The organism is Streptomyces sp. NPDC127100, from assembly GCF_042724095.1.
GTDB lineage: Bacteria > Actinomycetota > Actinomycetes > Streptomycetales > Streptomycetaceae > Streptomyces.
Genome location: NZ_JBHXFL010000023.1, coordinates 76,824 through 101,831, shown reverse-complemented (window position 1 = coordinate 101,831; position 25,008 = coordinate 76,824). Strand labels below are relative to the sequence as shown.

18 protein-coding genes are annotated in these 25,008 nt (G+C 72.7%); 4 read left to right on the top strand and 14 right to left on the bottom strand.

The window, feature by feature from the left end; all coding sequences use genetic code 11:
* Positions 1-99: 99 nt before the first annotated feature.
* Positions 100-1,329, top strand: a complete 1,230-nt coding sequence (locus tag ACFWJB_RS21300) for a PucR family transcriptional regulator (protein WP_386924031.1) — start codon at positions 100-102, stop codon at positions 1,327-1,329.
* Here the strand turns inward: ACFWJB_RS21300 and ACFWJB_RS21295 are convergent.
* Entirely contained in the window at positions 1,310-1,900 is a 591-nt protein-coding gene (locus ACFWJB_RS21295) for a TetR/AcrR family transcriptional regulator (protein ID WP_385472470.1), read from the bottom strand. The two genes, ACFWJB_RS21300 and ACFWJB_RS21295, sit on opposite strands and share 20 nt — an antisense overlap.
* An 84-nt stretch (positions 1,901-1,984) precedes the next feature.
* Between ACFWJB_RS21295 and ACFWJB_RS21290 the strand changes: the two genes are divergently transcribed.
* Positions 1,985-3,532 carry an MFS transporter gene (locus ACFWJB_RS21290; protein WP_386924029.1) on the top strand — a complete coding sequence of 516 codons (1,548 nt, stop codon included), beginning with the start codon at positions 1,985-1,987 and terminating at the stop codon, positions 3,530-3,532.
* Between the two features lie 44 nt (positions 3,533-3,576).
* Here the strand turns inward: ACFWJB_RS21290 and serA are convergent, their stop codons facing one another.
* The 6 genes from serA to ACFWJB_RS21260 form a co-directional block, all read right to left on the bottom strand.
* On the bottom strand, positions 3,577-5,166 hold the full coding sequence (serA, locus tag ACFWJB_RS21285) for a phosphoglycerate dehydrogenase (protein ID WP_385462625.1): 1,590 nt from the start codon (positions 5,164-5,166) through the stop codon (positions 3,577-3,579).
* 264 nt (positions 5,167-5,430) lie between these two features.
* Complete coding sequence (gene ilvC / locus ACFWJB_RS21280) at positions 5,431-6,429, bottom strand: ketol-acid reductoisomerase (RefSeq protein WP_189234139.1); 999 nt, start codon at positions 6,427-6,429, stop codon at positions 5,431-5,433.
* A 118-nt stretch (positions 6,430-6,547) separates the two neighbouring features.
* The gene (ilvN, locus tag ACFWJB_RS21275; protein ID WP_055421816.1) at positions 6,548-7,072 is read right to left on the bottom strand and encodes an acetolactate synthase small subunit; all 525 of its coding nucleotides are present in this window, start codon (positions 7,070-7,072) and stop codon (positions 6,548-6,550) included.
* Positions 7,073-7,093: 21 nt separating this feature from the next.
* On the bottom strand, positions 7,094-8,938 hold the full coding sequence (locus ACFWJB_RS21270; RefSeq protein WP_385462629.1) for an acetolactate synthase large subunit: 1,845 nt from the start codon (positions 8,936-8,938) through the stop codon (positions 7,094-7,096).
* Positions 8,939-9,181: 243 nt separating this feature from the next.
* The gene (locus tag ACFWJB_RS21265; protein ID WP_386924025.1) at positions 9,182-12,217 is read right to left on the bottom strand and encodes a putative bifunctional diguanylate cyclase/phosphodiesterase; all 3,036 of its coding nucleotides are present in this window, start codon (positions 12,215-12,217) and stop codon (positions 9,182-9,184) included.
* Between the two features lie 398 nt (positions 12,218-12,615).
* Positions 12,616-13,557, bottom strand: a complete 942-nt coding sequence (locus ACFWJB_RS21260) for a 2-hydroxyacid dehydrogenase (protein WP_386924023.1) — start codon at positions 13,555-13,557, stop codon at positions 12,616-12,618.
* 75 nt (positions 13,558-13,632) lie between these two features.
* Here ACFWJB_RS21260 and ACFWJB_RS21255 point away from each other — a divergent pair, with 75 nt between their 5' ends.
* Both ACFWJB_RS21255 and ACFWJB_RS21250 read left to right on the top strand, forming a co-directional pair.
* Positions 13,633-14,631 carry an aldo/keto reductase gene (locus tag ACFWJB_RS21255; RefSeq protein WP_386924021.1) on the top strand — a complete coding sequence of 333 codons (999 nt, stop codon included), beginning with the start codon at positions 13,633-13,635 and terminating at the stop codon, positions 14,629-14,631.
* A gap of 97 nt (positions 14,632-14,728) precedes the next feature.
* Positions 14,729-15,886: a PQQ-dependent sugar dehydrogenase gene (locus ACFWJB_RS21250; RefSeq protein WP_386924019.1), complete on the top strand. Its 1,158-nt coding sequence runs from the start codon at positions 14,729-14,731 to the stop codon at positions 15,884-15,886.
* Positions 15,887-15,896: 10 nt separating this feature from the next.
* Here ACFWJB_RS21250 and ACFWJB_RS21245 read toward each other — a convergent pair whose 3' ends face one another.
* The 7 genes from ACFWJB_RS21245 to gatB all read right to left on the bottom strand — a co-directional run bounded on the left by ACFWJB_RS21245 (position 15,897) and on the right by gatB (position 25,006).
* Complete coding sequence (locus ACFWJB_RS21245; protein WP_385462644.1) at positions 15,897-16,127, bottom strand: DUF6191 domain-containing protein; 231 nt, start codon at positions 16,125-16,127, stop codon at positions 15,897-15,899.
* Between the two features lie 37 nt (positions 16,128-16,164).
* On the bottom strand, positions 16,165-19,284 hold the full coding sequence (locus ACFWJB_RS21240) for an AAA family ATPase (protein WP_386924038.1): 3,120 nt from the start codon (positions 19,282-19,284) through the stop codon (positions 16,165-16,167).
* Between the two features lie 104 nt (positions 19,285-19,388).
* Complete coding sequence (locus ACFWJB_RS21235) at positions 19,389-19,574, bottom strand: hypothetical protein (protein ID WP_385462650.1); 186 nt, start codon at positions 19,572-19,574, stop codon at positions 19,389-19,391.
* 195 nt (positions 19,575-19,769) lie between these two features.
* Positions 19,770-20,339 (bottom strand): hypothetical protein, encoded by a 570-nt coding sequence (locus tag ACFWJB_RS21230; RefSeq protein WP_385462653.1) that lies wholly within the window; start codon positions 20,337-20,339, stop codon positions 19,770-19,772.
* Positions 20,340-20,374: 35 nt separating this feature from the next.
* Entirely contained in the window at positions 20,375-20,950 is a 576-nt protein-coding gene (locus tag ACFWJB_RS21225; RefSeq protein WP_386924016.1) for a GNAT family N-acetyltransferase, read from the bottom strand.
* The gene (locus ACFWJB_RS21220) at positions 20,928-23,174 is read right to left on the bottom strand and encodes an MMPL family transporter (protein WP_386924014.1); all 2,247 of its coding nucleotides are present in this window, start codon (positions 23,172-23,174) and stop codon (positions 20,928-20,930) included. The genes ACFWJB_RS21225 and ACFWJB_RS21220 overlap by 23 nt, the downstream gene beginning before the upstream one ends.
* A gap of 320 nt (positions 23,175-23,494) precedes the next feature.
* On the bottom strand, positions 23,495-25,006 hold the full coding sequence (gatB, locus tag ACFWJB_RS21215; protein WP_385462662.1) for an Asp-tRNA(Asn)/Glu-tRNA(Gln) amidotransferase subunit GatB: 1,512 nt from the start codon (positions 25,004-25,006) through the stop codon (positions 23,495-23,497).
* Positions 25,007-25,008 lie beyond the last annotated feature (2 nt).

Below are 25,008 nucleotides of genomic sequence, written 5' to 3'. Positions count from 1 at the left end.
ATCTAAGGACCTCCCCGATCGTCGGCCATCGACAGCTGTCACGCATCCGTGCCACGGATCTCAGACAGATGTATGAAGGACGCGCGCAAATGCGGCAGAATGCCCAGCGTGACGTCGGATTCCAGAGGTCCCGCGGCTTCCCGGGGCGACTACCAGGAGCTGGTCGACGAGGTCTCCGAGCTGCTGGGCGCGCCGGCGACCCTGGAGAACCGCGACTTCGAGCTGATCGCCTTCGGCGCCTACGACAGCGAGGGGGAACTGGACCCCTCCGCCCTGGACCCGGTGCGCACCCGCTCGATCCTCACCCGCCGTTCGACGGCGGCCGTGCGGGCGTGGTTCGAGGGCTTCGGCATCACGCGGGCCACCGGCCCGGTCCGTATTCCGCCGACCCCGGAGGCGGGGGTGTACCGGGGGCGGACCTGCCTGCCCGTGCGGCACCGGGGCGTCGTCCTCGGGTACGTCTGGCTCCTGGACACCGATCCGGGTCCGACGGAGCGGCAGCTCGCGGCGGCCATGGAGGTGACGGCCCGGATCGGCGCGCTGCTCGCGGACGAGGCGCAGCACGGCGCCGACCTCAGCCGGGAGCTGCGGGCGGTCCTGACCGCCGAGCGCGACTGGCAGCGGGACATGGCCGTGACGGAACTGCGCACCGCCCTCGGCGCCCGCGCCGACACCCCGCACACGGTGGTGTGCGTGGCCCCCTGGCCGTCCGCCGACCCCGACGACGCGCCCTCGGTGCGCACGGTGCCGGGGGCGACGGCCCTGTGCACGGTGCCGTGGGCCGGCGCCACCGGGACGGCCCGGTCGCTGGCGCTGCTGGTCCGGCTGCGCTCGACGGACGTGCTGACCCCGGCGACGTCGGCGGCGGGGCGGCTGCTGGAGCGGGCGCGCGGCATGGCGGGGACCGGACCGGCCGCGGGGGTCGCGGCGGGGGTCGCCGCCCCGCGCGCCGGGCTGGGCGAGCTGGCGCAGGCCTGGTGGGAGGCGTCGGCGGCGGCCCGTGCGGCGCTGGCCGAGACCCGGTTCGGGCCGGTCGCCGAGTGGGCGTCCATCGGCCCGTTCCGGCTGCTCGCCGCGCTGCCCCCGCGGTCCGCGCACGACCCCGCCGTCCGGGCCCTGCTCTCCCCCGCCCACCGCGAGCTGGCCCGCACCGCCGAGGTGTACCTCGACCGCGCGGGCCAGGCCGGCCGTACCGCCGCCGAGCTGGGCATCCACCGGCAGACGCTGTACTACCGGCTCTCCCGCGTCGAGCAGCTCACGGGACTGGACCTGGACGACGGGGAGGACCGGCTGCTGCTGCACATGGCGCTCAAGGCCGGCCGGCTGTAGCGGCCTCGATCACCCGACGGAGGCCCTCGGTGAGGCGCCCGGCCTCCGGCGCGCCCTTCGGATCGAAGGTCCACTGCGCGATGAGACCGGTCATCAGGGTCACGTAGAACGTGCCGAGGGTGTCCGCCGTCTCGTCCGACACGTCCTCCTCACGGCCGCCCATGAGCAGGGGGACGAGACCGCGCCCGGCCTCCCGCTGGGCGCGCGCCAGGTGCTCGCGCACCTCGGGCATCCGGTCGCCCATGACCAGGACCTCCATGCTGAGGCGCCAGAGGGAACCGGGCTCCCGCATGGTTCCGATGATGTTGGACCACACCTCCTGGAACCGCTCGACCGAGCCGGGTTCGGTGCCGCTCAGGGCCGTCCCGTCGCCCACGAAGGCGTCCCCCACCCCCTCGACCAGGGCGACGTAGGCCTGCGCGAGCAGTGCGTCCTTCGAGCCGTAGTGGTAGCCGATGGACGCCAGGTTGGTCCCCGACTCCTTGACGATGTCCCGCGCGGTCGTGCGCGCGAACCCCTTCTCGAGCAGGCAGCGCTTGGCGCCCTCGAGCAGATCCTCACGGTGTCCCATGGCGCCACCCTACCCGCCTGTCCATACGTACGTCTTAAACGGATGTTCTAGACATGCGTTTAATACATGCGTACAGTCGCCTCCATGACAACGAACCCGCCCCGCGCCGGCCGCCGCGAGTGGACCGCGCTCACCGTGCTGATGCTTCCGCTGCTGCTGGTCTCGATGGACGTCTCCGTCCTCTACTTCGCGATCCCGGAGATCAGCGCGGACCTGGAGCCGAGCGGCACCCAGCAGCTCTGGATCTTCGACATCTACGGCTTCGTGCTGGCCGGCCTGCTGATGACGATGGGCTCGCTGGGCGACCGCATCGGCCGCCGCAGGCTGCTCCTCCTCGGCGCCGTGGCCTTCGGCGCCGCCTCCCTGCTCGCGGCCTACGCGCACACCGCCGAGACGCTGATCGCGGCCCGCGCGGTGCTCGGCATCGGCGGCGCCACCCTGATGCCGTCGACGATGGCCCTGGTCCGCACGATGTTCACCGACCCCGCCCAGCGGGCGAAGGCGATCGGGCTGTGGTCCGGTGTGATGACGGCCGGGATCGCGCTCGGCTCGGTGATGAGCGGCGTCCTCGTCGAGCACTTCTGGTGGGGCTCGGTCTTCCTGGTCAACCTGCCCGCCATGGCACTGCTGCTGGTCCTCGGCCCGGTGCTGCTGCCCGAGTCGAAGAACCCCTCCCCCGGCCGCTTCGACCTGCTGAGCGTGCCGCTGTCGATGGCGGCGGTCCTGCCCGTGATCTACGGCCTGAAGGAACTGCCCTCCGAGGGCTGGAACGTCCGCTACGTCGTCTCGATCACGGTCGGCCTGCTGTTCGCGGCGCTGTTCGTGCGGCGCCAGCGCACCGCGGCCTCGCCGATGGTCTCGCCCGCCCTCTTCCGCGGACACGGTTTCACCCCGGCGCTCGTCCTCAACACGGTGTCGGCCTTCGGGATGATGGGCTCGGCGTACTTCACCACCCAGTACCTCCAGTCGGTCCTGGACAAGAGCGCGCTGGAGGCCGCCCTGTGGAGCCTGCTGCCGTCGGTGCTCATCGGCGCCGCCGCACCGGTCGCCGCCCAGCTGGTCCAGCGTGGTGTCGAACGCGCCTACGTCGTGACGGCCGGCTTCGGCATCGCCGCCGGCGGCTACGGACTGCTGGCCCTGGCCGGCACGGACTCGCTGTGGCTGGTGCTGGGCGCGTGCGGCGTCCTCGCCGCCGGCATCGTCGTCGTGATGTCCCAGCTCACCGACCTGGCCCTCGGCTCGGCCCCGGTCGAGAAGGCGGGGGCGGCCTCCTCGCTGCTGGAGACCGGCACCGAGTTCGGTGGCGCCCTCGGCATGGCCGTCCTCGGCTCGATCGGCACGGCCCTCTACCGCGGCGGCATCCCGGCCGACGCCCCCGCCCCGGCCCGGGAGACCCTGGGCGGCGCGCTGGCGGTCGCCGCCGAACTGCCGGGGCGCGCGGGAGACGCCCTGGCGACGGCGGCGCGCGAGGCGTTCACCGACGGCATGCGGGGCGCCGCGGTGGCGGCGGCGCTGCTGCTCCTCGGGGCGGCGGGACTGGCCGCCAGGGGGCTGCGGGGCATCAGGGTGCGGCCGGAAGCGGCCACGGAAAACGCCGGACAGACCGACACACTCAGTCCGTCCGGCGTTTGAGAAAAGCGGGGGTCCCGGGGGCGGCGGCCCCCGGGACGGTCACCTCAGACGAGGTTGACGGACCTGGCCGACGCGGCCCCGATCTCGGCGGAGACCTCCGCCAGGACCCCGGTGGGCACCGTGTCGTCGACGGTCAGCACCGCGAGGGCCTCGCCGCCGACGGTCGCGCGGGCGACCTGCATGCCGGCGATGTTGAGGCCCGCCTCGCCGATGATCCGGCCGACGGTGCCGACGACGCCCGGACGGTCCTCGTAGCGCAGCACCACCATGTGGTCGGCGAGGGCGAGGTCGACGTCGTACTCGCCGATGGCGACGATCTTCTGCACGTGCTTCGGGCCGGCCAGCGTGCCGGAGACCGAGACCTCCTGGCCGTCGGCGAGGGTGCCGCGCACGGTGACGACGTTGCGGTGGTCGGCCGACTCGGAGCTGGTGGTCAGGCGGACCTCGACACCGCGCTCCTGGGCGAACAGCGGGGCGTTGACGTAGGACACGGTCTCGTCGACGACGTCCTCGAAGACACCCTTGAGGGCGGAGAGCTCCAGCACCTTCACGTCGTGCTGGGTGATCTCGCCGTAGACCTCGACGTCGAGGCGGACGGCGACCTCGCCGGCCAGCGCGGTGAAGATGCGGCCGAGGCGCTCGGCGAGCGGCAGACCCGGCTTGACGTCCTCGGCGATGACACCGCCCTGGACGTTCACCGCGTCGGGGACCAGCTCACCGGCGAGGGCGAGGCGGACGGACTTGGCGACGGCGATGCCGGCCTTCTCCTGGGCCTCGTCGGTGGAGGCGCCGAGGTGCGGGGTGCAGACCACCTGGTCGAACTCGAACAGCGGCGAGTCGGTGCACGGCTCCTTGGCGTACACGTCCAGGCCGGCGCCGGCGACGCGGCCCTCCTTCAGCGCCGAGTACAGCGCCTCCTCGTCGACGATGCCGCCGCGCGCGGCGTTGACGATGCGGACGCTCGGCTTGACCTTGCGCAGGGCCTCGTCGCCGATCAGGCCGAGGGTCTCGGGGGTCTTGGGCAGGTGGACGGTGATGAAGTCGGAGACCTCGAGCAGCTCGTCCAGCGACAGCACCTTGACGCCCATCTGCGCGGCCCGCGCGGGCTGCACGTAGGGGTCGTAGGCGACGACCTTCATGCCGAAGGCCGACATGCGCTGCGCGACGAGGGCGCCGATGCGGCCGAGGCCGACGACGCCGAGGGTCTTCTCGGCGAGTTCGACACCGGTGTACTTGCTGCGCTTCCACTCGCCGTTCTTCAGCGCGGCGTTGGCCTGCGGGATGTTGCGGGCCGTGGCGACGAGCAGACCGCAGGCCAGCTCGGCGGCGGTCACGATGTTGGAGGTCGGGGCGTTCACGACCATCACGCCGGCCTTGGTGGCGGCGGAGACGTCCACGTTGTCCAGGCCGACGCCGGCGCGGGCGACGACCTTCAGCTTCTTGGCGGCGGCGATGGCCTCGGCGTCGACCTTGGTCGCGGAGCGGACCAGGATCGCGTCCACGTCGGCGATGGCGGGGAGCAGTTCGGCCCGGTCCGCACCGTTGCAGTGGCGGATCTCGAAGTCGGGGCCAAGCGCGTCCACGGTCGCGGGCGACAGCTCTTCAGCGATGAGTACGACAGGTTTCGAGCTCACGTGAGTCCTCACAAGTCCAATGCGGACGGCCGTCCCGACGGCCGCAGGCGGTGGAGGGTTGAGTGGCCGCGTGGAAGACGCACGACGCTGTGAGCCTGACGCGTATGTAGGCAGCAGTCTAGTGGCGTGGCGGGGGTCGTCCTGCGCCTCTGCGGAAGGATCACCCGTCCGTGGCTGGACGGGATGGACAACGCCGAGCCTACGACGTCGCCCCGGGCTCGCCGAGGGGCCGGAGCGGTGTGCTCCGGCCCCCGGCCGTGAGGCTTACGCCTCCTCGTCGACCCAGCTCATGAGCTTGCGCAGCTCCTTGCCGGTGGTCTCCAGCAGGTGCTCGGAGTCCTGCTGCTTGTACTCGTTGTACTTCTTCAGACCGCCGTGGTACTCGTCCATCCAGTTCTTGGCGAAGGTGCCGTCCTGGATCTCGGCGAGGACCTTCTTCATCTCGGCCTTGGTGGCGTCGGTGATGATCCGCGGGCCGGTGACGTAGTCGCCCCACTCGGCGGTCTCGGAGATCGACCAGCGCATCTTCTCCAGGCCGCCCTCGTACATGAGGTCCACGATCAGCTTCAGCTCGTGCAGGCACTCGAAGTAGGCGATCTCCGGCTGGTAGCCGGCCTCGGTCAGCGTCTCGAAGCCCGCCTTGACCAGGGCCGCGGTGCCACCGCAGAGGACGGCCTGCTCACCGAACAGGTCGGTCTCGGTCTCCTCGGTGAAGGTCGTCTTGATGACGCCGGCGCGGGTGCCGCCGATGCCCTTCGCGTACGACAGGGCCAGCGCGAAGGCGTTGCCGGTCGCGTCCTGCTCGACGGCCGCGATGCAGGGGACGCCGCGGCCCTCCTCGTACTGACGGCGCACCAGGTGGCCCGGGCCCTTCGGGGCGACCATGCAGACGTCCACGCCGGCCGGGGGCTTGATGAAGCCGTAGCGGATGTTGAGGCCGTGACCGAAGAACAGCGCGTCGCCGTCCTTCAGGTTGTCCTTGATGTGCTCCTCGTAGACCTGGGCCTGGATGGGGTCCGGGACGAGGATCATGATGACGTCGGCCTCGGCGGCGGCCTCGGACGGGCTCACCACGCGCAGGCCCTGCTCCTCGGCCTTGGCCTTGGACTTGGAGCCCTCGTGCAGACCGACGCGCACGTCGACGCCGGAGTCGCGCAGCGACAGGGCGTGGGCGTGGCCCTGGCTGCCGTAACCGATGACCGCGACCTTGCGGCCCTGGATGATGGACAGGTCGGCGTCGGCGTCGTAGAACAGCTCGGCCACTGGGTTCTCTCCTTGTGTGCAGGTGTTGCGTCCCACCGTATGCCGGTGAGGGGAAGGGAAGTCTCGGGGTCTCGGAATGCGGGCGGCCGGGCCTGGCGCCGGCCGCCCGCTTCCGTCGTTATGCGGACCGGTCGAGTGCGCGCAGCGAGCGGTCCGTGATCGAACGGGCGCCGCGGCCGATCGCGATCGTGCCGGACTGGACGAGTTCCTTGATGCCGTACGGTTCCAGCATCTTGAGCATGGCGGACAGCTTGTCGCTGCTGCCGGTGGCCTCGATGGTGACGGCCTCCGGGGAGACGTCGACCGTCTTGGCGCGGAAGAGCTGGACGATCTCGACGATCTGGGAGCGCGTCTCGTTGTCGGAGCGCACCTTCACCAGAACGAGTTCGCGCTGCACGGCCTGGGTGGGCTCCAGCTCGACGATCTTGAGGACGTTGACCAGCTTGTTGAGCTGCTTGGTGACCTGCTCCAGCGGGAACTCCTCGACGCTCACCACGATGGTGATGCGGGAGATGTCGGGGTGTTCGGTGACACCGACGGCGAGCGAGTCGATGTTGAAGCCGCGGCGGGAGAAGAGGGCGGCGATCCGGGCGAGGATGCCGGGCGTGTTCTCCACCAGGACGGAGAGCGTGTGCTTGGACATGATCTGCTTCCTTTACGGCTCTCAGTCGTCTTCGTTGTCGCCGAAGTCGGGGCGGACGTCGCGGGCGGCCATGATCTCGTCGTTGGAGGTGCCGGCGGCGACCATCGGCCAGACCATCGCGTCCTCGTGGACGATGAAGTCGACGACGACGGGACGGTCGTTGACGGAGTTCGCCTCCTCGATGACCTTGTCGAGGTCGGCGGGGTCCTCGCAGCGGATGGCGTAGCAGCCCATGGCCTCCGACAGCTTGACGAAGTCGGGGACGCGGGTGCCGCGGGCGTCGGGGTTGACGTCCTCGGGGCCGGAGTGCAGCACCGTGTTGGAGTACCGCTGGTTGTAGAACAGGGTCTGCCACTGGCGGACCATCCCGAGGGCGCCGTTGTTGATGACGGCGACCTTGATCGGGATGTTGTTCAGGGCGCAGGTGGTCAGTTCCTGGTTGGTCATCTGGAAGCAGCCGTCGCCGTCGATCGCCCAGACGACGCGGTCGGGCCGGCCGGCCTTGGCGCCCATGGCGGCCGGGACGGCGTAGCCCATGGTCCCGGCGCCGCCCGAGTTCAGCCAGGTGGCGGGCTGCTCGTACTGGACGAAGTGCGCGGCCCACATCTGGTGCTGGCCGACGCCGGCCGCGAAGATCGTGCCCTCGGGCGCGAGCTGACCGATGCGCTCGATGACCGCCTGCGGGGAGAGCGAGCCGTCCCCGGGCTGGTCGTAGCCGAGGGGGTAGGTGTCGCGCCAGCGGCTGAGGTCCTTCCACCAGGCGGTGTAGTCGCCCCGGTTGCCCTCGCTGTGCTCCTTCTGGACGGCCTGGACCAGGTCGGCGATGACCTCGCGGGCGTCGCCGACGATCGGCACGTCGGCCTCGCGGTTCTTGCCGATCTCGGCGGGGTCGATGTCGGCGTGGACGATCTTGGCGTGCGGGGCGAAGCTGTCCAGCTTGCCGGTGACGCGGTCGTCGAAGCGGGCTCCGAGGGCGACGATCAGGTCGGCCTTCTGCAGCGCGGTGACGGCGGTGACCGCACCGTGCATGCCCGGCATTCCCACGTGCAGCGGGTGACTGTCGGGGAACGCGCCGAGCGCCATCAGGGTGGTGGTGACGGGCGCTCCGGTGAGTTCGGCGAGGACCTTCAGCTCCGCGGTGGCCTGTGCCTTGAGGACACCGCCGCCGACGTAGAGCACGGGGCGCTTCGCGGCGCTGATCAGCTTGGCCGCCTCGCGGATCTGCTTGGCGTGCGGCTTGGTGACCGGGCGGTAGCCGGGCAGGTCCAGGGCCGGCGGCCAGGAGAAGGTCGTCTGCGACTGCAGCACGTCCTTCGGGATGTCGACGAGGACCGGGCCGGGGCGGCCGGTCGAGGCGATGTGGAACGCCTCCGCGATCGTCTTCGGGATGTCCTCGGCCCTGGTGACCAGGAAGCTGTGCTTGGTGATCGGCATCGTGATGCCGACGATGTCCGCCTCCTGGAAGGCGTCCGTGCCGATCGCCTTGGTGACGACCTGGCCGGTGATCGCGACCAGCGGCACCGAGTCCATGTTCGCGTCGGCGATCGGTGTCACCAGGTTGGTGGCGCCGGGACCCGAGGTCGCCATGCAGACACCGACCTTCCCGGTGGCCTGCGCGTACCCCGTGGCCGCGTGGCCCGCACCCTGCTCGTGACGGACGAGCACGTGGCGCACCCGGCTGGAGTCCATCATCGGGTCGTACGCCGGGAGGATCGTGCCCCCGGGAATGCCGAACACGGTGTCGACCCCGACCTCCTCAAGCGAGCGAATGAGGGACTTCGCACCCGTGACGTGCTCGGGGGCGGACTGTCCTCCGGATCGGGGCCGCGGCTGCGGGTGATGGGCCCCGGTGGCCTGCTCGGTCATCGGCATTCTCTTCTCGATGCTGAGGGTTTTTGCGAGGATTGGGCGATCTGCGGCTGCTGCTCGGCAGGTGCCTGTGCAACAAAAAACCCCTCGTGCCATAAGGCAAGCGAGGGGAGCGCGCCGGGTGTGGGTCGCGGGGAGTCCGGGTCGGTCCGGACGTCACCTGCTTCAGCCGACGCGCTTTCCAAGTACGAGAATTCGGGTGCGCATGGCACTGACCCTCTCCCCGGCACGCACCCACTGTCAAGTGGGTGGGACGGGCGTCTCAGCATGTGAGCGGAGGGCCGTACCACCTCCCAGGGCGACCGGCAGTGCGGAGCCGACGGCGCCGGTGAACACCCCCGCGCCGCCGCCCGCGTACACCGGTTCGGCCGGACCGTGCGGCACCGCGTAGTGGCCGGTTCCCAGCGCTCTACGCAACCGGTGCTCGTCCAGCGGCCCGGAGAAGGCCATGCCCTGACCGTGCGTGCAGCCCATCGCCCGCAGGGCGACGATCTGCTCGGGCACGTCCACCCCGTCGGCCACGGAGGTGAGTCCGAGGTCGCCGGCGATGCGCAGCAGCCCACTGGTGATCTTGTGCAGCCGGGCGGACTCGACGACGCCCTCGACCAGGCTGCGGTCCAGCTTGAGGACGTCGACGGGGAGCCGCCGCAGGGCGGTGATCGCCGCGTGGCCGCTGCCGAAACCGTCGAGGGTGATCCGGACGCCGACCCGCCGCAGGGCGTTCAGCCTGCGCTCCAGCTCGTCCAGGCCGACCCGCGGGTCGGTGTCGGACAGCTCGATCATCAGGGAGCCCGGCGGCAGCCCGTGCCGGGTCAGCAGGGCCTCGACGGAGCCCAGCGGCATGGAGCGGTCGAGCAGCCGGCGGGCGCCTATGCGCACGGTCACCGGCACGGACAGGCCGGCCGCCGCCCGCTCCGCGGCCTGCTCGACGGCCCTCTGGAGCACCCAGCGGTCCAGCTCGGCCGTCCTGTCGCCGTCCTCGGTCACCCGCTGGAACTCGGCGGGGGTGAACAGCACGCCCTGGGACGAGCGCCAGCGCGCCTGGGCGCAGACGGACGCGATCCGGCCGTCCGTCAGCGACACCACCGGCTGGTGCAGCAGCGCGAACTCGCCGTCGTGCAGCGCGGCCCGCAGCCGTCCGGCCAGCTCGGCCTTGCGTACCACGTCCTGCTGCATCTGCGGTCTGTACAGCTCGACGCGTCCCTTGCCGCCGGCCTTGGCGCGGTACATGGCGAGGTCGGCGTTGCGCAGCAGTTCACCGGCGCCCAGGCCCGGCTCGGCGAAGGCGACGCCGATGGAGGCGTTGACGCGGACATCGTTGCCGTCGATGAGGTAGGGCTGCGAGAGGGTGACTCTGAGGCGGTCGGCGAGCTCCAGGATGTGGCCCTCGCGCGCGGTGCGGTCGCGGGTGCCGTCCCCGGCGATCAGGGCGGCGAACTCGTCGCCGCCCAGCCGGGACGCGGTGTCCCCCTTGCGGACGGCCTCCTGGAGTCTGCGCGCGGCTTGGACGAGGAGTTCGTCGCCGGCCTGGTGCCCGATGGTGTCGTTGACCGCCTTGAAGCCGTCGAGGTCGATGAAGAGCACCGCCGTACCGCGCAGGGCGGCGCCCCGGTCGGAGACGCGGCGGCCGGACAGGGCCTGCTGGACGCGCCGGGTGAACAGGGCGCGGTTGGGCAGGTCGGTGAGCGGGTCGTGCTCGGCGTTGTGCTGGAGCTGCGCCTGGAGACGCACTCTCTCGGTGACGTCCCGGCTGTTGAAGATGAGGCCGCCGTGGTGCCGGTTGACGGTCGACTCGACGTTGAGCCAGCCGCCGTCCCCGGACCGGAAGCGGCACTCGATGCGCGTGGTCGGCTCACCGACCGGGTCGGCGGCGAGGAAGCGGCGCACCTCGTGCACCACGCAGCCGAGGTCCTCCGGGTGGATGAGCCCCGCCAGTTCGCTGCCGACGAGGTCCTCCGCCGGACGGCCGTAGACCCCGGCGGCGGCCGGGGAGACGTAGCGGAGGATGCCGTTGGGCGCGGCGATCATGATGACGTCGCTGGAGCCCTGCACCAGGGAACGGAAGTGATTCTCCTTCTGGGCCAGTTCCTGGGTGAGGGTGATGTTGTCCAGCAGCATGATGCCCTGGCGCACGACCAGCGCGAGCACCACCGTGCCGCAGGTCAGGAGCACCACCCGGTCGACGCTGCGGCCGTTGAGGACGTTGTAGAGGATGCCGAGGGTGCAGACCGCGGCGGCGAGGTAGGGCGTGAGCGCGGCCAGCGACCCGGCGATGGGCCGGGCGGCCGGATAGCGGCTGTGCTCCTCGCCCGGTGCCGGCGGGGGCTGGGGGCCGGGCACCGGACGCGGGCCCGGGGTGCGCCGGCCGGGCACGTGCTCGCGGACCACGCGGGTGGGTCCGCCGGACCCGTCCTCGTCCTGGGCCCGTCCCCGCCACGTCGCGGCCCAGGGGGCGTACGCGAGGAGCAGCGAGCCCGCGAACCAGCCGGCGTCGAGCAACTGGCCGGAGCGGTAGCTGTTGTGCAGCAGCGGCGAGGTGAACAGCGCGTCGCACATCACCGTCAGGGCCAGCGCGCCGATGGCGGTGTTGACCGTGGACCGTCCCACGGGCAGTCGCCGGAAGTGCAGCGCGAGCACCATGCTGATCAGGGCGATGTCGAGCAGGGGATACGCCACCGAGAGCGCGGCGTGCGCCACGCTGGAACCGCCCTCCGCCTTGGCCGCCTGGGCGAGGGCCAGGCTCCAGGCCAGGGTCAGCAGCGAACCGCCGATCAGCCAGGCGTCCAGGCCGAGGCAGATCCAGCCCGCCTTGGTCACCGGCCGCTTGGCCAGCACCAGCAGCCCCACGATGGCGGGCGGCGCGAAGCACAGGAAGAACAGGTCGGCGTAGCTGGGGCTGGGCACCGGCTGCCGCAGGACGACCTCGTACCACCCCCAGACCAGGTTCCCCAGGGCCGCCATCGCCGAGGAGAGGGCGAACAGGAGCCAGGCGGGCCGGAATCGGACCCGCCGCCGTCGGGCGTAGAGGAGGCAGGAGACGGCGGCGGCGCCAGCGGCGGCGCTCAGCCCGAAGTCGCCCATGACCGTCGCGACGTACTCGGAGCCCCAGCCGAAGGCGGAGCCCACGGCGTACCCCGCGCAGACCAGGGCCAGGGTGAGCTGGCGGACGAGGGCGGGCCCGCCGACGGCCGGCGTCGGCGCGGGCGTCGGGGGTTCGGACGCGGGCGGCGTCCGCGTCGCTCCGTCCAGCGTGGGTACGGTCGTGGGCGGACTCACCGGGGCCTCCCGGTCCGCGCCGCCGCGTCCCGCGCGGCGGGGCGTGCCTGGGGCGCCGCTCCCCGGCGGCCGCTGTGCCGGTGCTGGTGATGACCGCGCCGACCGTGACGGCCACCGTGGTGGCCGGGCCGGCCGCGCCTGGGCGTGGCCGTGCGCCAGGGTCGCCGGCGGCGGCTCCGCCGCGTCGGGTCGTTCGTCCATAGGCCGTGCATCGCCCGTCGCCCCCCTCACAGTCCGAGTTGTCCGTCCCCGGCGCCGAACGGTCCGCGGCGCATCCCCTGTCGGACGATACACCAGTCTCGTCACTCAGGGACATAGCTTCTCTACGCTCCGTGACGACCAGGGACTATGCGGGTACCCACCGCGCCCGGAAGGTCGCGGAGGGTGCCTGAAACGGATTACCCGCCCGTCGTCAGGATCACGTTGCGCAGCGGCTCGTGGTTCACGAATCGGGTCAACTGGTCCGCCAGCAACCGCTCGGCGCGCGGCAGGAAGGCGGACGTCGGCCCGCCGGCGTGCGGGCTGACGAGCACTCCCGGAGCCTGCCACAGGGGGTGGCCCGGCGGCAGCGGTTCGGGGTCGGTGACGTCGAGGGCGGCGGTGAGGCGTCCGCTCTCCAGTTCGGCGAGCAGCGCCTTGGTGTCGACGACGGGGCCGCGCGCCACGTTGACGAGCAGGGCGCCGTCCTTCATCCGGGCCAGGAAGTCCGCGTTCACGAGGCCGCGGGTCTCCTCGGTGAGCGGCGTGGAGAGGATGACGACGTCCGCTTCCGGGAGCAGGGCGGGCAGTTCGGTGAGCGGGTGCACCGGACCGCGCTCCGTGGTGCGGGCGGAGCGCGCGACGCGCGCCACCCGCGCGACCTCGAACGGCACGAGCCGGTCCTCGATCGCGGCACCGATCGATCCGTATCCGACGACGAGCACGTTCCGGTCGGCGAGCGCCGGCCGGAAGCCGCCGAGCCACTCGCCCCGGTCCTGCGCCCGTACGAAGTCGGGGACGCCGCGCAGCGACGCCAGGATCAGGGCCAGGGTCAGCTCCGCGGTGCTGGCCTCGTGCACACCGCGCGCGTTGCACAGGCGCACGCCCGCGGGAAGACGGGCGAGTCCCGGCTCCACGTGGTCGATGCCGGCGGAGAGCGTCTGGACGACCTGGACGGACCGCATGTGCGGCAGCGGACGCGTCCCTGTTCCGCTGGGCTTCATGTAGGGGACGACGTAGAACGCGCAGTCGGCCGGGTCGGCGGGGAAGTCCTCCTCGCCGTTCCAGTAACGGTAGGCGGGGCCCTCGGGAAGACCCTCGATCTCGTCCGGCGGGATGGGCAGCCACACGTCAGCAGTCATGTCAGGAGGCTATGTCAGGGCCGTGGAACGGCAGAGGTTAGGTTGGGTGGCCTGACGAGGGAGGGTCACGACCAGGTGGAGCGCAGGACGATCGGCGCGACGGCACTCGCGGTGGGGGCCGTCGGACTGGGGTGCATGCCGATGAACTGGGCGTACAGCGCGTCGCGGCAGCGGGGCGACGAGTCGGTCAGGGCGGTGCACCGGGCCCTCGACCTGGGCGTCTCCCTGCTGGACACGGCGGACATGTACGGCCCGTTCACCAACGAGCTGCTGCTGGGGCGGGTGTTGAAGGAGCGGCGCTCGGACGCGTTCGTGTCGACGAAGGTCGGACTGCTCGTCGGTGATCAGCACATCGTGGCCAACGGCCGCCCCGGCTATGTGAAGCGCGCCTGCGACGCCTCCCTGCGCCGGCTGCAGACGGACGTCATCGACCTCTACCAGCTGCACCGCCCCGATCCGGAGGTGCCCGTCGAGGAGACCTGGGGCGCCATGGCGGAGCTGGTGAGGGCCGGGAAGGTACGGGCGTTGGGGCTCTGCGCGGTCGGTGCCCGGTCGGCCCGGCGGCCGGGTGCGCGGCTGCACGACGCGACGGTGCGGCAACTGGAGCGGGTGCAGCAGGTCTTCCCGGTGAGCGCCGTGCAGGCCGAGCTGTCGGTGTGGTCGCCGGAGGCGCTGCGGACGCTGCTGCCGTGGTGCGGGAGCCGGGGCGTCGGCCTCCTCGCCGCGATGCCGCTCGGCAACGGCTTCCTGACCGGCACGCTGACGCCCGGGCAGGGCTTCGAACCGGAGGACCTGCGCGCCCGGCACCCCCGTTTCACCGCCGAGATGATGGCCGCGAACCAGGCGATCGTGGCCGGCCTGCGCCGGATCGCGGCCCGGCACGGCGACGAGGTCACGCCGGCGCAGGTGGCCCTGGCCTGGGTGCTGGCTCAGGGGCAGCACGTGGTGCCGGTGCCGGGGACCAAGCGGGAGTGCTGGGTGACGCAGAACGCGGGGGCGGCCTCGCTGCGGCTGACCGAGCGGGATCTGGCGGAGATCCGCGGGCTGCCGCCGGCGCAGGGCTCGTGGGACTGAGACGGTTCCCCGGGTACGGGATTCGGTGACCGGGGACCTGGAGGGGCCCGGCGGTGTATGACAGGGGAGAACCCGCCGCGTCGAAGGGACTCAGATCGTGCGACGTCGATCCGTGACGGCCGTGCTGGCCGCCGCCCTGCTGCTGACGGCCGGCTGCTCCTCCGACGGGGAGCCGTCGGGCGCCGAGGGCAGCGCCTCCGCGAGCCGCCCGGCGGCGGGGTCCTCGCCTCCGGGCCGGGCCGCCGAGGAGACCCCGCCCGCGAAGGGCTCGGTGAAGGTGGTCCGCACGGTCGCCACGGGCCTGAAGAGCCCGTGGGGCCTGGCGCCGCTGCCCGGCGGCGGCCTGCTGGTCTCCTCGCGCGACGAGGCCGTGATCACGCACGTCGACGAGAAGACGGGCCGCACGACGGAGCTCGGCGAGGTGCCCGGGGTGTCGCCGGCCGGGGAGGGTGGCCTGCTGGGCATCGCCCTGTCCCCCGACTACGCGTCGGACCACCTGGTCTACGGGTACTTGACCTCGGCCTCGGACAACCGCATCGTGCGCATGCTGTACGACGCGAAGAAGCCGGCGGGCCGGCAGCTGGGTGCCCCGGACACGGTGTTCAAGGGCATCCCCAAGGGTGTCATCCACAACGGCGGCCGGATCGCCTTCGGGCCGGACGGAATGCTGTACGCGGGCACGGGCGAGAGCGGCGAGAGGGGCCTGGCGCAGGACAGGAAGTCCCTCGGCGGCAAGATCCTGCGCCTGACGCCGGAGGGCGAGGCGGCGCCCGGCAACCCGTTCCCGGACTCGCCGGTGTACTCGTACGGCCACCGCAACGTGCAGGGGCTGGCCTGGGACTCCCGGCAGCGGCTGTTCGCCTCGGAGTTCGGGCAGGAGACCTGGGACGAGCTGAACGCGATCGCTCCCGGGGGCAACTACGGCTGGCCGGAGGCGGAGGGCAGGTCCGGCGACTCCGCCTTCCGCGACCCGGTCGCCCAGTGGCACACCGACGAGGCCTCGCCCAGCGGCATCGCCTACGCCGAGGGCTGCGTCTGGATGGCGGGCCTGCGCGGTGAGCGGCTGTGGCGCGTTCCGCTGCAGGGCACGCGGGCCTCGGCCGACCCGCAGGCCTTCCTGGAGGGCGAGTACGGGCGGCTGCGCACGGTGGCAGCGGCGGGCGGCGACAAGCTGTGGCTCGTGACCAGCAACACGGACGGCCGGGGCGACGCGAAGGACGGGGACGACCGGATCCTGGAGCTGGAGGTGTCGTGACCGGCGCCCGTCAGCCGTTCGGCCGGTCCTCGTCCGGCGGGTCCCCGGCGGTCTCCTCCGGTCCGGACTCCGGCTTCCCGGAAGGCGCCGGGTGGACGACGACCCTGCCCGACGCGAGGTCTATCGGGCCCCGGCCCGGATCGCCGTCGCCGACGTCCTCCCGGGTCAGTTCGAGCCGGTTCTGCTCGTCGCGGGTGTGCTTGCGGCCGGGGGCGAACAACTCGTCGAAAGCGTTGAACACGCGGCCTCCCTCGATCGGCGTCCTTCCAGCGTAAGCCTCAGCCCGCCGGATCCGGCGTGGGCGTCCCGGCCGGGAACAGCGCCAGCCGGTGCGCCAGGGCGGCCGCCTCGCCGCGGCCCGAGACGCCGAGCTTGGCCAGGATGTTGGACACGTGGACGCTGGCGGTCTTGGGCGAGATGAAGAGCTCCTCGGCGATCTGGCGGTTGGTGCGGCCGTCGGCGACCAGGCGCAGGACGTCGCGTTCCCGGCTGGTGAGACCGAGGGCGCCGGCCGGGTCGGCGGGCGCGGGGGCCGGATCGGCGGCGCGGCCGAGGACGAGCCCGGCGCGCTGGGCGAGCACGGTCACGGCGTCGCCGAGCGGGCGGGCGCCGAGGTGGCGGGCGACGGTGCGGGCGAGGCGGAGCAGTTCCGTGGCGCGGGCCCGCTCGTCGTCGCCGCCGGCGGTCAGCAGGGCGGCGGCCAGCCGGTGGCGGACGCGGGCGAGTTCGTAGGGCCGCTCCAGGGACTCGAACGCGGTGACCGTCTCCGACCAGTTCCGCGCGGTGTCCCGGCCGCGGGCGCGGTCGAGTTCGGCGCGCACCCACCGCTCGTGGGCGAACCAGACCGGGGCGCCCGTGGTGAGCGACTTGGCGGCCCGGGCGAGGCGGTCGAGCACCTCGGCGCGGCCCTCGGCGGCGGCCGGCGAGTCCTGTGCGTCGGCCTCGGCCTCGGCGGCGGCCAGCAGCAGGGGCCAGCCGTAGCGCTGGGTGCCGGGCGGGAAGCCGGCCGCCAGGGCCCGGTCGAGTTCGGTCCGGGCGTCGAGGACCCGTCCCTCGGCGGCGGCGAGGCCGATGGCGAGTGCGGCCAGCGGCAGGTGGTTCTGCGGCGTGGGGTTGTGCGTGCCGTAGGCGGCGCGGGCCTCGGCGAGCAGCCGGGCGGCCTCGGCCGTCTCGCCGCGGGCGAGCGCGACGACGGCCCGCTTGAGGCAGGCGCCGCCGCGCGGTGCCGGTCCCCGGCCCGGGGCCCCGGCGGTGAGCGCGGCCTCGATCGCCTCGTCCCAGCGGCCGAGGGAGATGAGGGACTCGGCGAGGTTGCCCCACACCCAGGCCTCGGACTCCAGCAGGCCGGTCCGGCGGGTGAGGTCGATGCCCTCGCGCAGGATGCCGACCGCCTCCTCGGAGCGGCCGACGCCCTCCAGGACGGAGGGCAGGTTGACATGGCTGCGGGCCACCACGATCGACTGCCCCTGCGCCACGACCCGGTCCCTGACCTGGTACATCTCGGCGAGACCCGCGTCGATGTGGCCGGCGTCGACCATCAGCCCGCCGAGGGTGAGCCGGGCGTTGAGCTCGATGTCGGCGGCGCCCACCATCCGCGCGTACTCCACGGCGCGTTCCGCGGCGGTCACGGCGTCCGGACCGGGGTGGTGGAGCATCGACCAGTTCGCGGCCATGGCCAGCACCTCGGCGTGCACCTTGGACGGCGGCAGGCCGCGGACCAGTTCCTGGGCGATGCCGAGTTCCCGCCGGCCGTCGCCACGGCCCTGGGCCTGCACCAGCAGGGAGCGCTGCGTCCAGAACCAGGCGGCGCGCTGCGGGTCCCGTCCGCTCGGCCGGCCGTCGGGGCCGGCGTCCTGCTCCTCCTCCAGCAGGCGCAGCGCCCGCTTGGTGATCTTCAGGGCCCGCTCGCGCTCGCCGCACAGCCGTCCGGCGACGGCTGCCTCGGCCATCAGGTCCAGGTAGCGCAGGGGCGCGGTCTCCGGGTGGCACCCGCAGGGCGGGTAGACCTCGGTGTGGTCGGCGGGACGCAGGGTGGCGCGTACGTCGTCGGGTACGGAGTCCCAGAGCTCCATGGCCCGTTCGAGCAGCCGGAGCTGCTCGGAGTAGGCGTGCCGGTGGCGGGCTTCCACGGAGGCGTCCAGTACGGCGGGCAGGGCCCGGGCCGGGTCGTGGGCGTGGTACCAGTAGCTGGCCAGGCGCATCACGCGCTCGGCGGCGGGCACCAGCGTCGGATCGGCGTCCAGGGCCTCGGCGTAGCGGCGGTTGAGGCGCGAGCGCTCGCCTGGGAGCAGGTCGTCGGCGACGGCCTCGCGGACCAGGGAGTGCCGGAAGCGGTAGCCGTCGCCGTCGGGCGCGGGGAGCAGGAGGTTGGCGTTCACGGCGGTGCGCAGTGCCTCGATGAGGTCGTCCTCGGCGAGGCCGGCGACGGCGGCGAGCAGCCGGTACTCGACGGTGGAGCCGCCCTCGGCGACGATCCGGGCGACCCGCTGCGCGCTCTCGGACAGGGCTTCGACGCGGACCAGGAGCAGGTCGCGCAGGGAGTCGGTGAGGCCGGTGCAGCAGCCCTCGTGGGCGGCGACGGCGAGCTCCTCGACGAAGAAGGCGTTGCCGTCGGAGCGTTCGAAGATCTCGTCGACCTGGAGCGGGTCGGGTTCCTGGGCGAGGATGCCGGCGACCTGGCGGCCGACCTCGTCGCGGGTGAAGCGGCCGAGCTCGATGCGGCGGACGGTGCGCAGGCGGTCGAGTTCGGCGAGGAGGGGGCGCAGCGGGTGGCGGCGGTGGATGTCGTCGGAGCGGTACGTGGCCAGGACGACGAGGCGGCCGGTGCGCAGGGTGCGGAAGAGGTAGGCGATGAGGTGGCGGGTGGAGGCGTCGGCCCAGTGCAGGTCCTCGAGGACGAGGACGACGGTCCGCCGGGCGGCGACGCGCTCCAGCAGGCGGGCGGTGAGCTCGAAGAGGCGGGCCATGCTCTCCTCGTCGTGCCGTCCGCCGCCGGCGCCCGGGGCGGTCTCGCCCAGCTCCGGCAGCAGCCGGGCCAGTTCCTCCTCCTGGCCCGCCGCGGCGTCGGCCAGCTCCCCGGGCAGTTCGCGGCGCAGGGCGCGCAGGGCGGTGGAGAAGGGGGCGAAGGGCAGGCCGTCGGCGCCGATCTCGACGCAGCCGCCGACCGCGACGACGGCGCCCTGCCGGCGGGCGCCGGTGGCGAACTCCTCGACGAGCCGGGTCTTGCCGACGCCCGCCTCGCCGCCGAGCAGCAGTGCCTGGGGCTCTCCCCCGCCGCCGGACGCCCGGGCGGTGTTCCCGCCCCCGGCGCGGACGAGTGAGTCGTGCAACGTCTCCAGTTCGCTCGCGCGGCCGACGAACACGGGACTGACGGACCTGGTCTCCACGCGCCCGAGCATCGCACGCGGGTCCGGCGCCGGGGCACGGGTTTTCGCCAGGTGGACGGTGACCGGCACGACGACGGGGAGGGAGGCCGTGCGGCCTCCCTCCCCGGTGCCCCTGTTCACGCGATGCCGGCGAACCGGTGCCGGCGCGGCCGGGACCTATGGCTCTCCGCCGGGGCGGCGTCCTGGCGGGCATCCCGGCGGGCGGCGCGGCGGGCGCGGACGGCCTCGCGGGCCAGCCTCGCCTGGTCGGCCCGGCGGACCAGTTCGGCGGCGCGGAGCTGCTGGACCTCGTACTCGTACATGCGGTGTCCCTTGGTGAGAGGTGGTGGCGTCGCTTCCTGCGATGCCTCAACCTTCGTCTCCCAGGGGGGTCTGCCACATCGGGCAGGTTCCGCATCTTCGGCGCCCGGGCGGGGCCTTAGACGCGGATGAGGGGCCTTAGGGCGCGCGCCGGGGGCGCGTGGTTGCCCTAAGACCCCTCACGGGCCGCGGGGATGTCAGCCCACGGACGGCACGGCCAACAACACGTCGGTGTATTTGAGCACGGCGAGGATCAGGCCGATCACGCCCAGCGCGACGCCGGCCCAGGAGACCGACTTGATCCACGCGGCCTGCGGCTTGCCGGGCGCGCCGAACGCGGGCCGGACCAGCACCACGACGCCGACGATCAGCGCGACCAGGGCGAACAGGCCGCCCCACAGCGCCGTGGCCTGCCAGGCGTCGCCGTAGCCCTTCTCGAGCATGGTCTGGACGTCGGAGGACTGGGTCGTCTCCAGCTGCCCGAAGACCGACTCGCGAGCGGAGGCCACGGTGCCGACCCAGCTCCCGGTGAGCGACACGACGCCCAGCCCGGCGGAGACGACGGCACCGGCGCCCTGGCCGACGCCCGTCGGGCCGTCCTTCTCGGCAACACCAGCGTCGGCGTCGGTTCTGTCCACCGCGGGGTCGTCGACCGCGGTGGCGTCACCGTCCGCGGCCGGGTTCTCGGTGGCGTCGGTCGCGGCCACCTCGTCCACCTTGTCCAGGTCGGTCCTGCCGGCGGTCTCGTCCACTGTGTTCGTTCCCATGCCTCGCACCGTACGGACGCTCTCTGAGAGGTCCCTTAATGATCGTTGTGAGCGTCCCGCGCGCGTGCCGCACGCCACTCGGGTGCGAGCACCGCCCACACCTCCGTGTCCTGGCGGACGCCCCGGTAGGGGAAGGTCTCGCGCAGCACGCCCTCACGCGTCATGCCGAGCCGCCGGGCCGCGTTGACACTGGGGGTGTTCGCGGACGACGCGTGCCATTCCACGCGGTGCATGCCGCGCTCGTCGAAGGCCCAGTCGATCAGGACGCGGGCGCCGCGGGCGACCAGGCCCCGGCCGGTCGCGGCGGGTTCCAGCCAGCAGCCGATCTCGCAGACGCCGGTGGCGGCGTCGAAGACCCGGTAGAGCAGCCCGCCGACGAGCGTGCCGTCGAGCCACAGCCCGTGGAGGAAGCCGCTGTCGGCGGCGTGCCGGTCGGCGTAGGCCTGGAGCACCTCGCGCGCGGAGTCGACGTCGGTGGCCTTCGCCCCGAAGGGGATGTGCTCGGTGATGAAGTCCCGGCCGCGGTCCAGGTGGGCCAGGAACTCCTCGGCGTGCCAGGTCTCCAGGGGGCGCAGTTCGGCTCCGTCGTCACCCAGTGATATCGCGTACATCCCGCTGCCGTTCCTCCTCCGCGAGGACGTCCGCCACCTCGGCGTCCGTCACCGCGGCCAGCCTCTCATGGGCGGCCCGGCACTCGGGCGGCTCGATGCTGATGCGCGGCAGGACGGCGTCCAGGCGGCGCGGCAGCCACCAGTTGGCGCGGCCGAGCAGGTGCATCAGGGCCGGCACCAGGAGGGTGCGCAGGACGAAGGCGTCCAGGGCGACGGCGGCGGCGAGCGCGATGCCGAACATGGCGATCACCCGGTCGCCGCTGAGGACGAAGGCGAGGAAGACCGAGATCATGATGACGGCGGCGGAGTTGATCACGCGGCCGGTCTCGGCGAGGCCGACCCGGACGGCGCGGCGGTTGTCGCCGGTCTCCAGCCACTCCTCGTAGATCCGGCTGACCAGGAAGACCTGGTAGTCCATGGAGAGCCCGAAGAGCACCGACACCATGATCACGGGCAGGAAGGGCTCGATCGGCCCCGCGCTGCCGAGGCGGAGCAGCTCGCTCCCCCAGCCCCACTGGAAGATCGCCACGACGACGCCGAAGGCGGCGGCCACGGCGGCGACGTTCATGGCCGCGGCCTTGAGGGGGATGGCGACGGAGCGGAAGGCCAGCAGGAGCAGCAGGCAGCCGAGACCGACGACGACGCCGACGAAGAGGGGCAGCTTGCCGACGATGACGTCGGCGAAGTCGTCGTAGCCGGCCGTCACGCCGCCCACGTGGACGTCGAGCGCGGTGCCGGACTCGGTGCGCGGCAGCACCTCGGAGCGCAGCCGCTCGACCAGGTCGCTGGTCTGCCGGGACTGCGGCGCCGACTCGGGTACGACGGTGAGGTACGCGGCGTCGCCGCCGGAGTTGTACGTCACCGGTGTGACCGAGGAGACGCCCTCGGTGGTGCGCAGGGTGGCGTCGAGGTTGTCCAGCGCGAGGCGGTCCTCGGCGCCGCGGACCTCGGTGACCAGGGTGAGCGGGCCGTTGACGCCGGGCCCGAAGCCGTCGGCGAGCAGGTCGTAGGCCTGGCGGGTGGTCGTGCCCCGGGGGTCGTTGCCCTGGTCGGAGGTGCCCAGGCGCAGGCCGAGGGTGGGCAGGGCGAGGACGGTGACGACGACGAGGGCGAGGGCGCCGAGCAGCTTGGGCCGGCGCTCGACGAAGGCCGACCAGCGGGCGGCGAAGCCGGTGGGCACCTCGGGCTCGGGTCCGTGCTCGGCGAGCCGGCGCCGCTCGCGCCGGCTCAGGGCGCGCGGACCTATGTACGACAGCAGGGCCGGCAGCAGGGTCACGGAGGCCGCGACGGTGAGGATCACGGTCAGCGAGGCGGCGAGGGCGACCCCGTTGAGGAAGCCGAGCCGGAGGATCAGCATGCCCAGGAGGGCGATGCAGACGGTGGCACCCGCGAAGACGACGGCTCGTCCGGTGGTCGCGACGGCGTCGGCGGCGGCCTCGGTGACGGACAGGCCCCGCTTCAGTCCGCGCCGGTGCCGGGTGACGATGAACAGCGCGTAGTCGATGCCCACGCCGAGGCCGATGAGTGTGCCCAGCATGGGCGCGAAGTCGGCGACGGTCATGGCGTGGCCGAGGAGGGTGATCCCGGCGTAGGCGGTGCCGACGGAGACCAGCGCGGTGGCGATGGGCAGCAGGGCCGCGGCGACGGAGCCGAAGGCGAGGAAGAGGACGACCGCGGCCACGGCCACGCCGACGGCCTCGGCGAGGTGCCCGTCGCCGGTCTCGGTGAGCGCTATGGCGCTGCCGCCCAGTTCGACCCGGAGCCCGTCGGTCTCGGCCGCCTCGGCGGTGTCGACCACGGCCCGCGCCTGGCCGGCGTCGATGTCCTGGGAGGCGTCCTCGAAGGTGACGGTGGCGTACGCGGTGCGGGCGTCCTCGCTGATCCGGGGCGAGTCGGGGTCCTGGTACGGGTTGGTCACCCCGGCCACCCCGGGCAGGTCCGCCACGCGGTCCAGGGTGCGGGTCATGGCCTGTTCGACGTCGGCGGCGCGGACGCTGCCGCCCGTGGTGTGCCAGACGATGGTGTCGCTGTCGCCGCCGAGGCCGGGGAAGCCGGATTCGAGCAGCCGGTAGGCGCGGTCGGAGCCGGTGCCGGGGATGCCGTAGTCGTTGGAGTACGCGGAGCCGGCGACCGTGGCGGCCGTGGCCACGCCACCGAGGGCGAGCAGCCAGAGCAGGACGGCGGTGAGGCGACGTCGAACACACCAGCGTGCGAGGGCTGCCACGAACGTGCTCCCAGGTGTCTGATTGTGGATCTTTGTCCGGGAACCGACGTTCATGGTGTGAACAGCCCGCAAAGAACGCATGAGCGATGCGAGGACACTCTTTCAGCCGAACGTGATCGTTTGCGGAGTTCGTGTCCTTATTCACAGAACCGGGAGACGGTCCGCCCGGCGGGCGGACCGGTGTGGTCGTGCCGGCGGGACTGGCCGCGGTGGAGCGAGGTGTGTGCGACGGAGAGCCCGAGCGAGTCCATGACGCCGTGCCGTACGCCGAGGGGGACGCACCGTGACCGGTGCGTCCCCCGAGGCGGTGAGGAGCGGCGTCAGCCCTCGACGCCCAGCTTCTCCAGGATCAGCTCCTTGACGCGGGCCGCGTCGGCCTGGCCCCGGGTCGCCTTCATGACGGCGCCGACCAGGGCGCCGGCCGCGGCCACCTTGCCGCCGCGGATCTTGTCGGCGACGCCCGGGTTGCCGGCGATGGCCTCGTCGACGGCGGCGGTCAGCGCGCCCTCGTCGGAGACGACCTTGAGGCCGCGCTTGTCGACGACCTCGTCCGGCGTGCCCTCGCCGGCGAGGACGCCCTCGATGACCTGGCGGGCCAGCTTGTCGTTCAGGTCGCCCTTGGTGACCAGCTCGGTGACCCGGGCGACCTGCTGCGGCGTGATCGCCAGCTCGTCCAGCGCCTTCTGGGACTCGTTGGCGCTGCGGGCCAGCTCGCCCATCCACCACTTGCGGGCGGAGGCCGCGTCGGCACCGGCGTCGATCGTGGCGACGATCAGGTCCAGCGCGCCGGCGTTGAGGATCGCCTGCATGTCGGTGCCGGAGACGCCCCACTCCTCGCGGAGCCGGTTGCGGCGCACCAGCGGCAGTTCGGGCAGGGCGGACCGGATCTCCTCGACCCACTCGCGGGACGGGGCGACCGGCACCAGGTCGGGCTCCGGGAAGTACCGGTAGTCCTCGGCCTCCTCCTTCACGCGGCCCGAGGTCGTGGACCCGGTGTCCTCGTGGAAGTGGCGGGTCTCCTGGACGATGGTGCCGCCCGAGGAGAGGACCGCCGCGTGCCGCTGGATCTCGAAGCGGGCCGCGCGCTCCACGGACCGCAGCGAGTTGACGTTCTTGGTCTCCGAGCGGGTGCCGAACTTCTCGGTCCCGTTCGGGCGCAGCGACAGGTTGACGTCGCAGCGCATCTGGCCCATCTCCATGCGGGCCTCGGACACGCCGAGGGCGCGGATGACCTCGCGCAGCTCGCGGACGTACGCCCGCGCGACCTCGGGCGCACGCTCCCCCGCGCCCTCGATCGGCTTGGTGACGATCTCGATGAGCGGGATGCCGGCGCGGTTGTAGTCCAGCAGGGAGTGGGACGCGCCGTGGATACGGCCGGTGGCGCCGCCGACGTGCGTCGACTTGCCGGTGTCCTCCTCCATGTGGGCGCGCTCGATCTGGACGCGGAAGGTCTCCCCGTCCTCCAGCTGCACGTCGAGGTAGCCGTCGAAGGCGATCGGCTCGTCGTACTGGGAGGTCTGGAAGTTCTTCGGCATGTCCGGATAGAAGTAGTTCTTCCGGGCGAAGCGGCACCACTCGGCGATCGAGCAGTTCAGCGCGAGGCCGATCCTGATCGCCGACTCGACGCCGGTCGCGTTGACGACCGGGAGCGCGCCGGGCATGCCGAGGCAGACGGGGCAGGTCTGGGTGTTGGGGTCGGCGCCCAGCGCGGTCGAACAGCCGCAGAACATCTTGGTCCGGGTGCCGAGTTCGACATGGACCTCGAGGCCCATGACGGGGTCGTACGACGCCAGCGCGTCCTCGTACGACACCAGGTCGGTCGTGGTGGTCACGG

Bases quoted from the DNA above. Each gene is read 5' to 3' on its own strand.
- ACFWJB_RS21295 (WP_385472470.1), bottom strand. From the start codon at position 1,900: ATGGGACACCGTGAGGATCTGCTCGAGGGCGCCAAGCGCTGCCTGCTC.
- ACFWJB_RS21260 (WP_386924023.1), bottom strand. From the start codon at position 13,557: ATGACTGCTGACGTGTGGCTGCCCATCCCGCCGGACGAGATCGAGGGT.
- ACFWJB_RS21225 (WP_386924016.1), bottom strand. From the start codon at position 20,950: ATGTACGCGATATCACTGGGTGACGACGGAGCCGAACTGCGCCCCCTG.
- ACFWJB_RS21300 (WP_386924031.1), top strand. From the start codon at position 100: ATGCCCAGCGTGACGTCGGATTCCAGAGGTCCCGCGGCTTCCCGGGGC.
- ilvN (WP_055421816.1), bottom strand. From the start codon at position 7,072: ATGTCCAAGCACACGCTCTCCGTCCTGGTGGAGAACACGCCCGGCATC.
- ACFWJB_RS21290 (WP_386924029.1), top strand. From the start codon at position 1,985: ATGACAACGAACCCGCCCCGCGCCGGCCGCCGCGAGTGGACCGCGCTC.
- ACFWJB_RS21230 (WP_385462653.1), bottom strand. From the start codon at position 20,339: ATGGGAACGAACACAGTGGACGAGACCGCCGGCAGGACCGACCTGGAC.
- ACFWJB_RS21270 (WP_385462629.1), bottom strand. From the start codon at position 8,938: ATGACCGAGCAGGCCACCGGGGCCCATCACCCGCAGCCGCGGCCCCGA.
- ACFWJB_RS21240 (WP_386924038.1), bottom strand. From the start codon at position 19,284: ATGCTCGGGCGCGTGGAGACCAGGTCCGTCAGTCCCGTGTTCGTCGGC.
- ACFWJB_RS21235 (WP_385462650.1), bottom strand. From the start codon at position 19,574: ATGTACGAGTACGAGGTCCAGCAGCTCCGCGCCGCCGAACTGGTCCGC.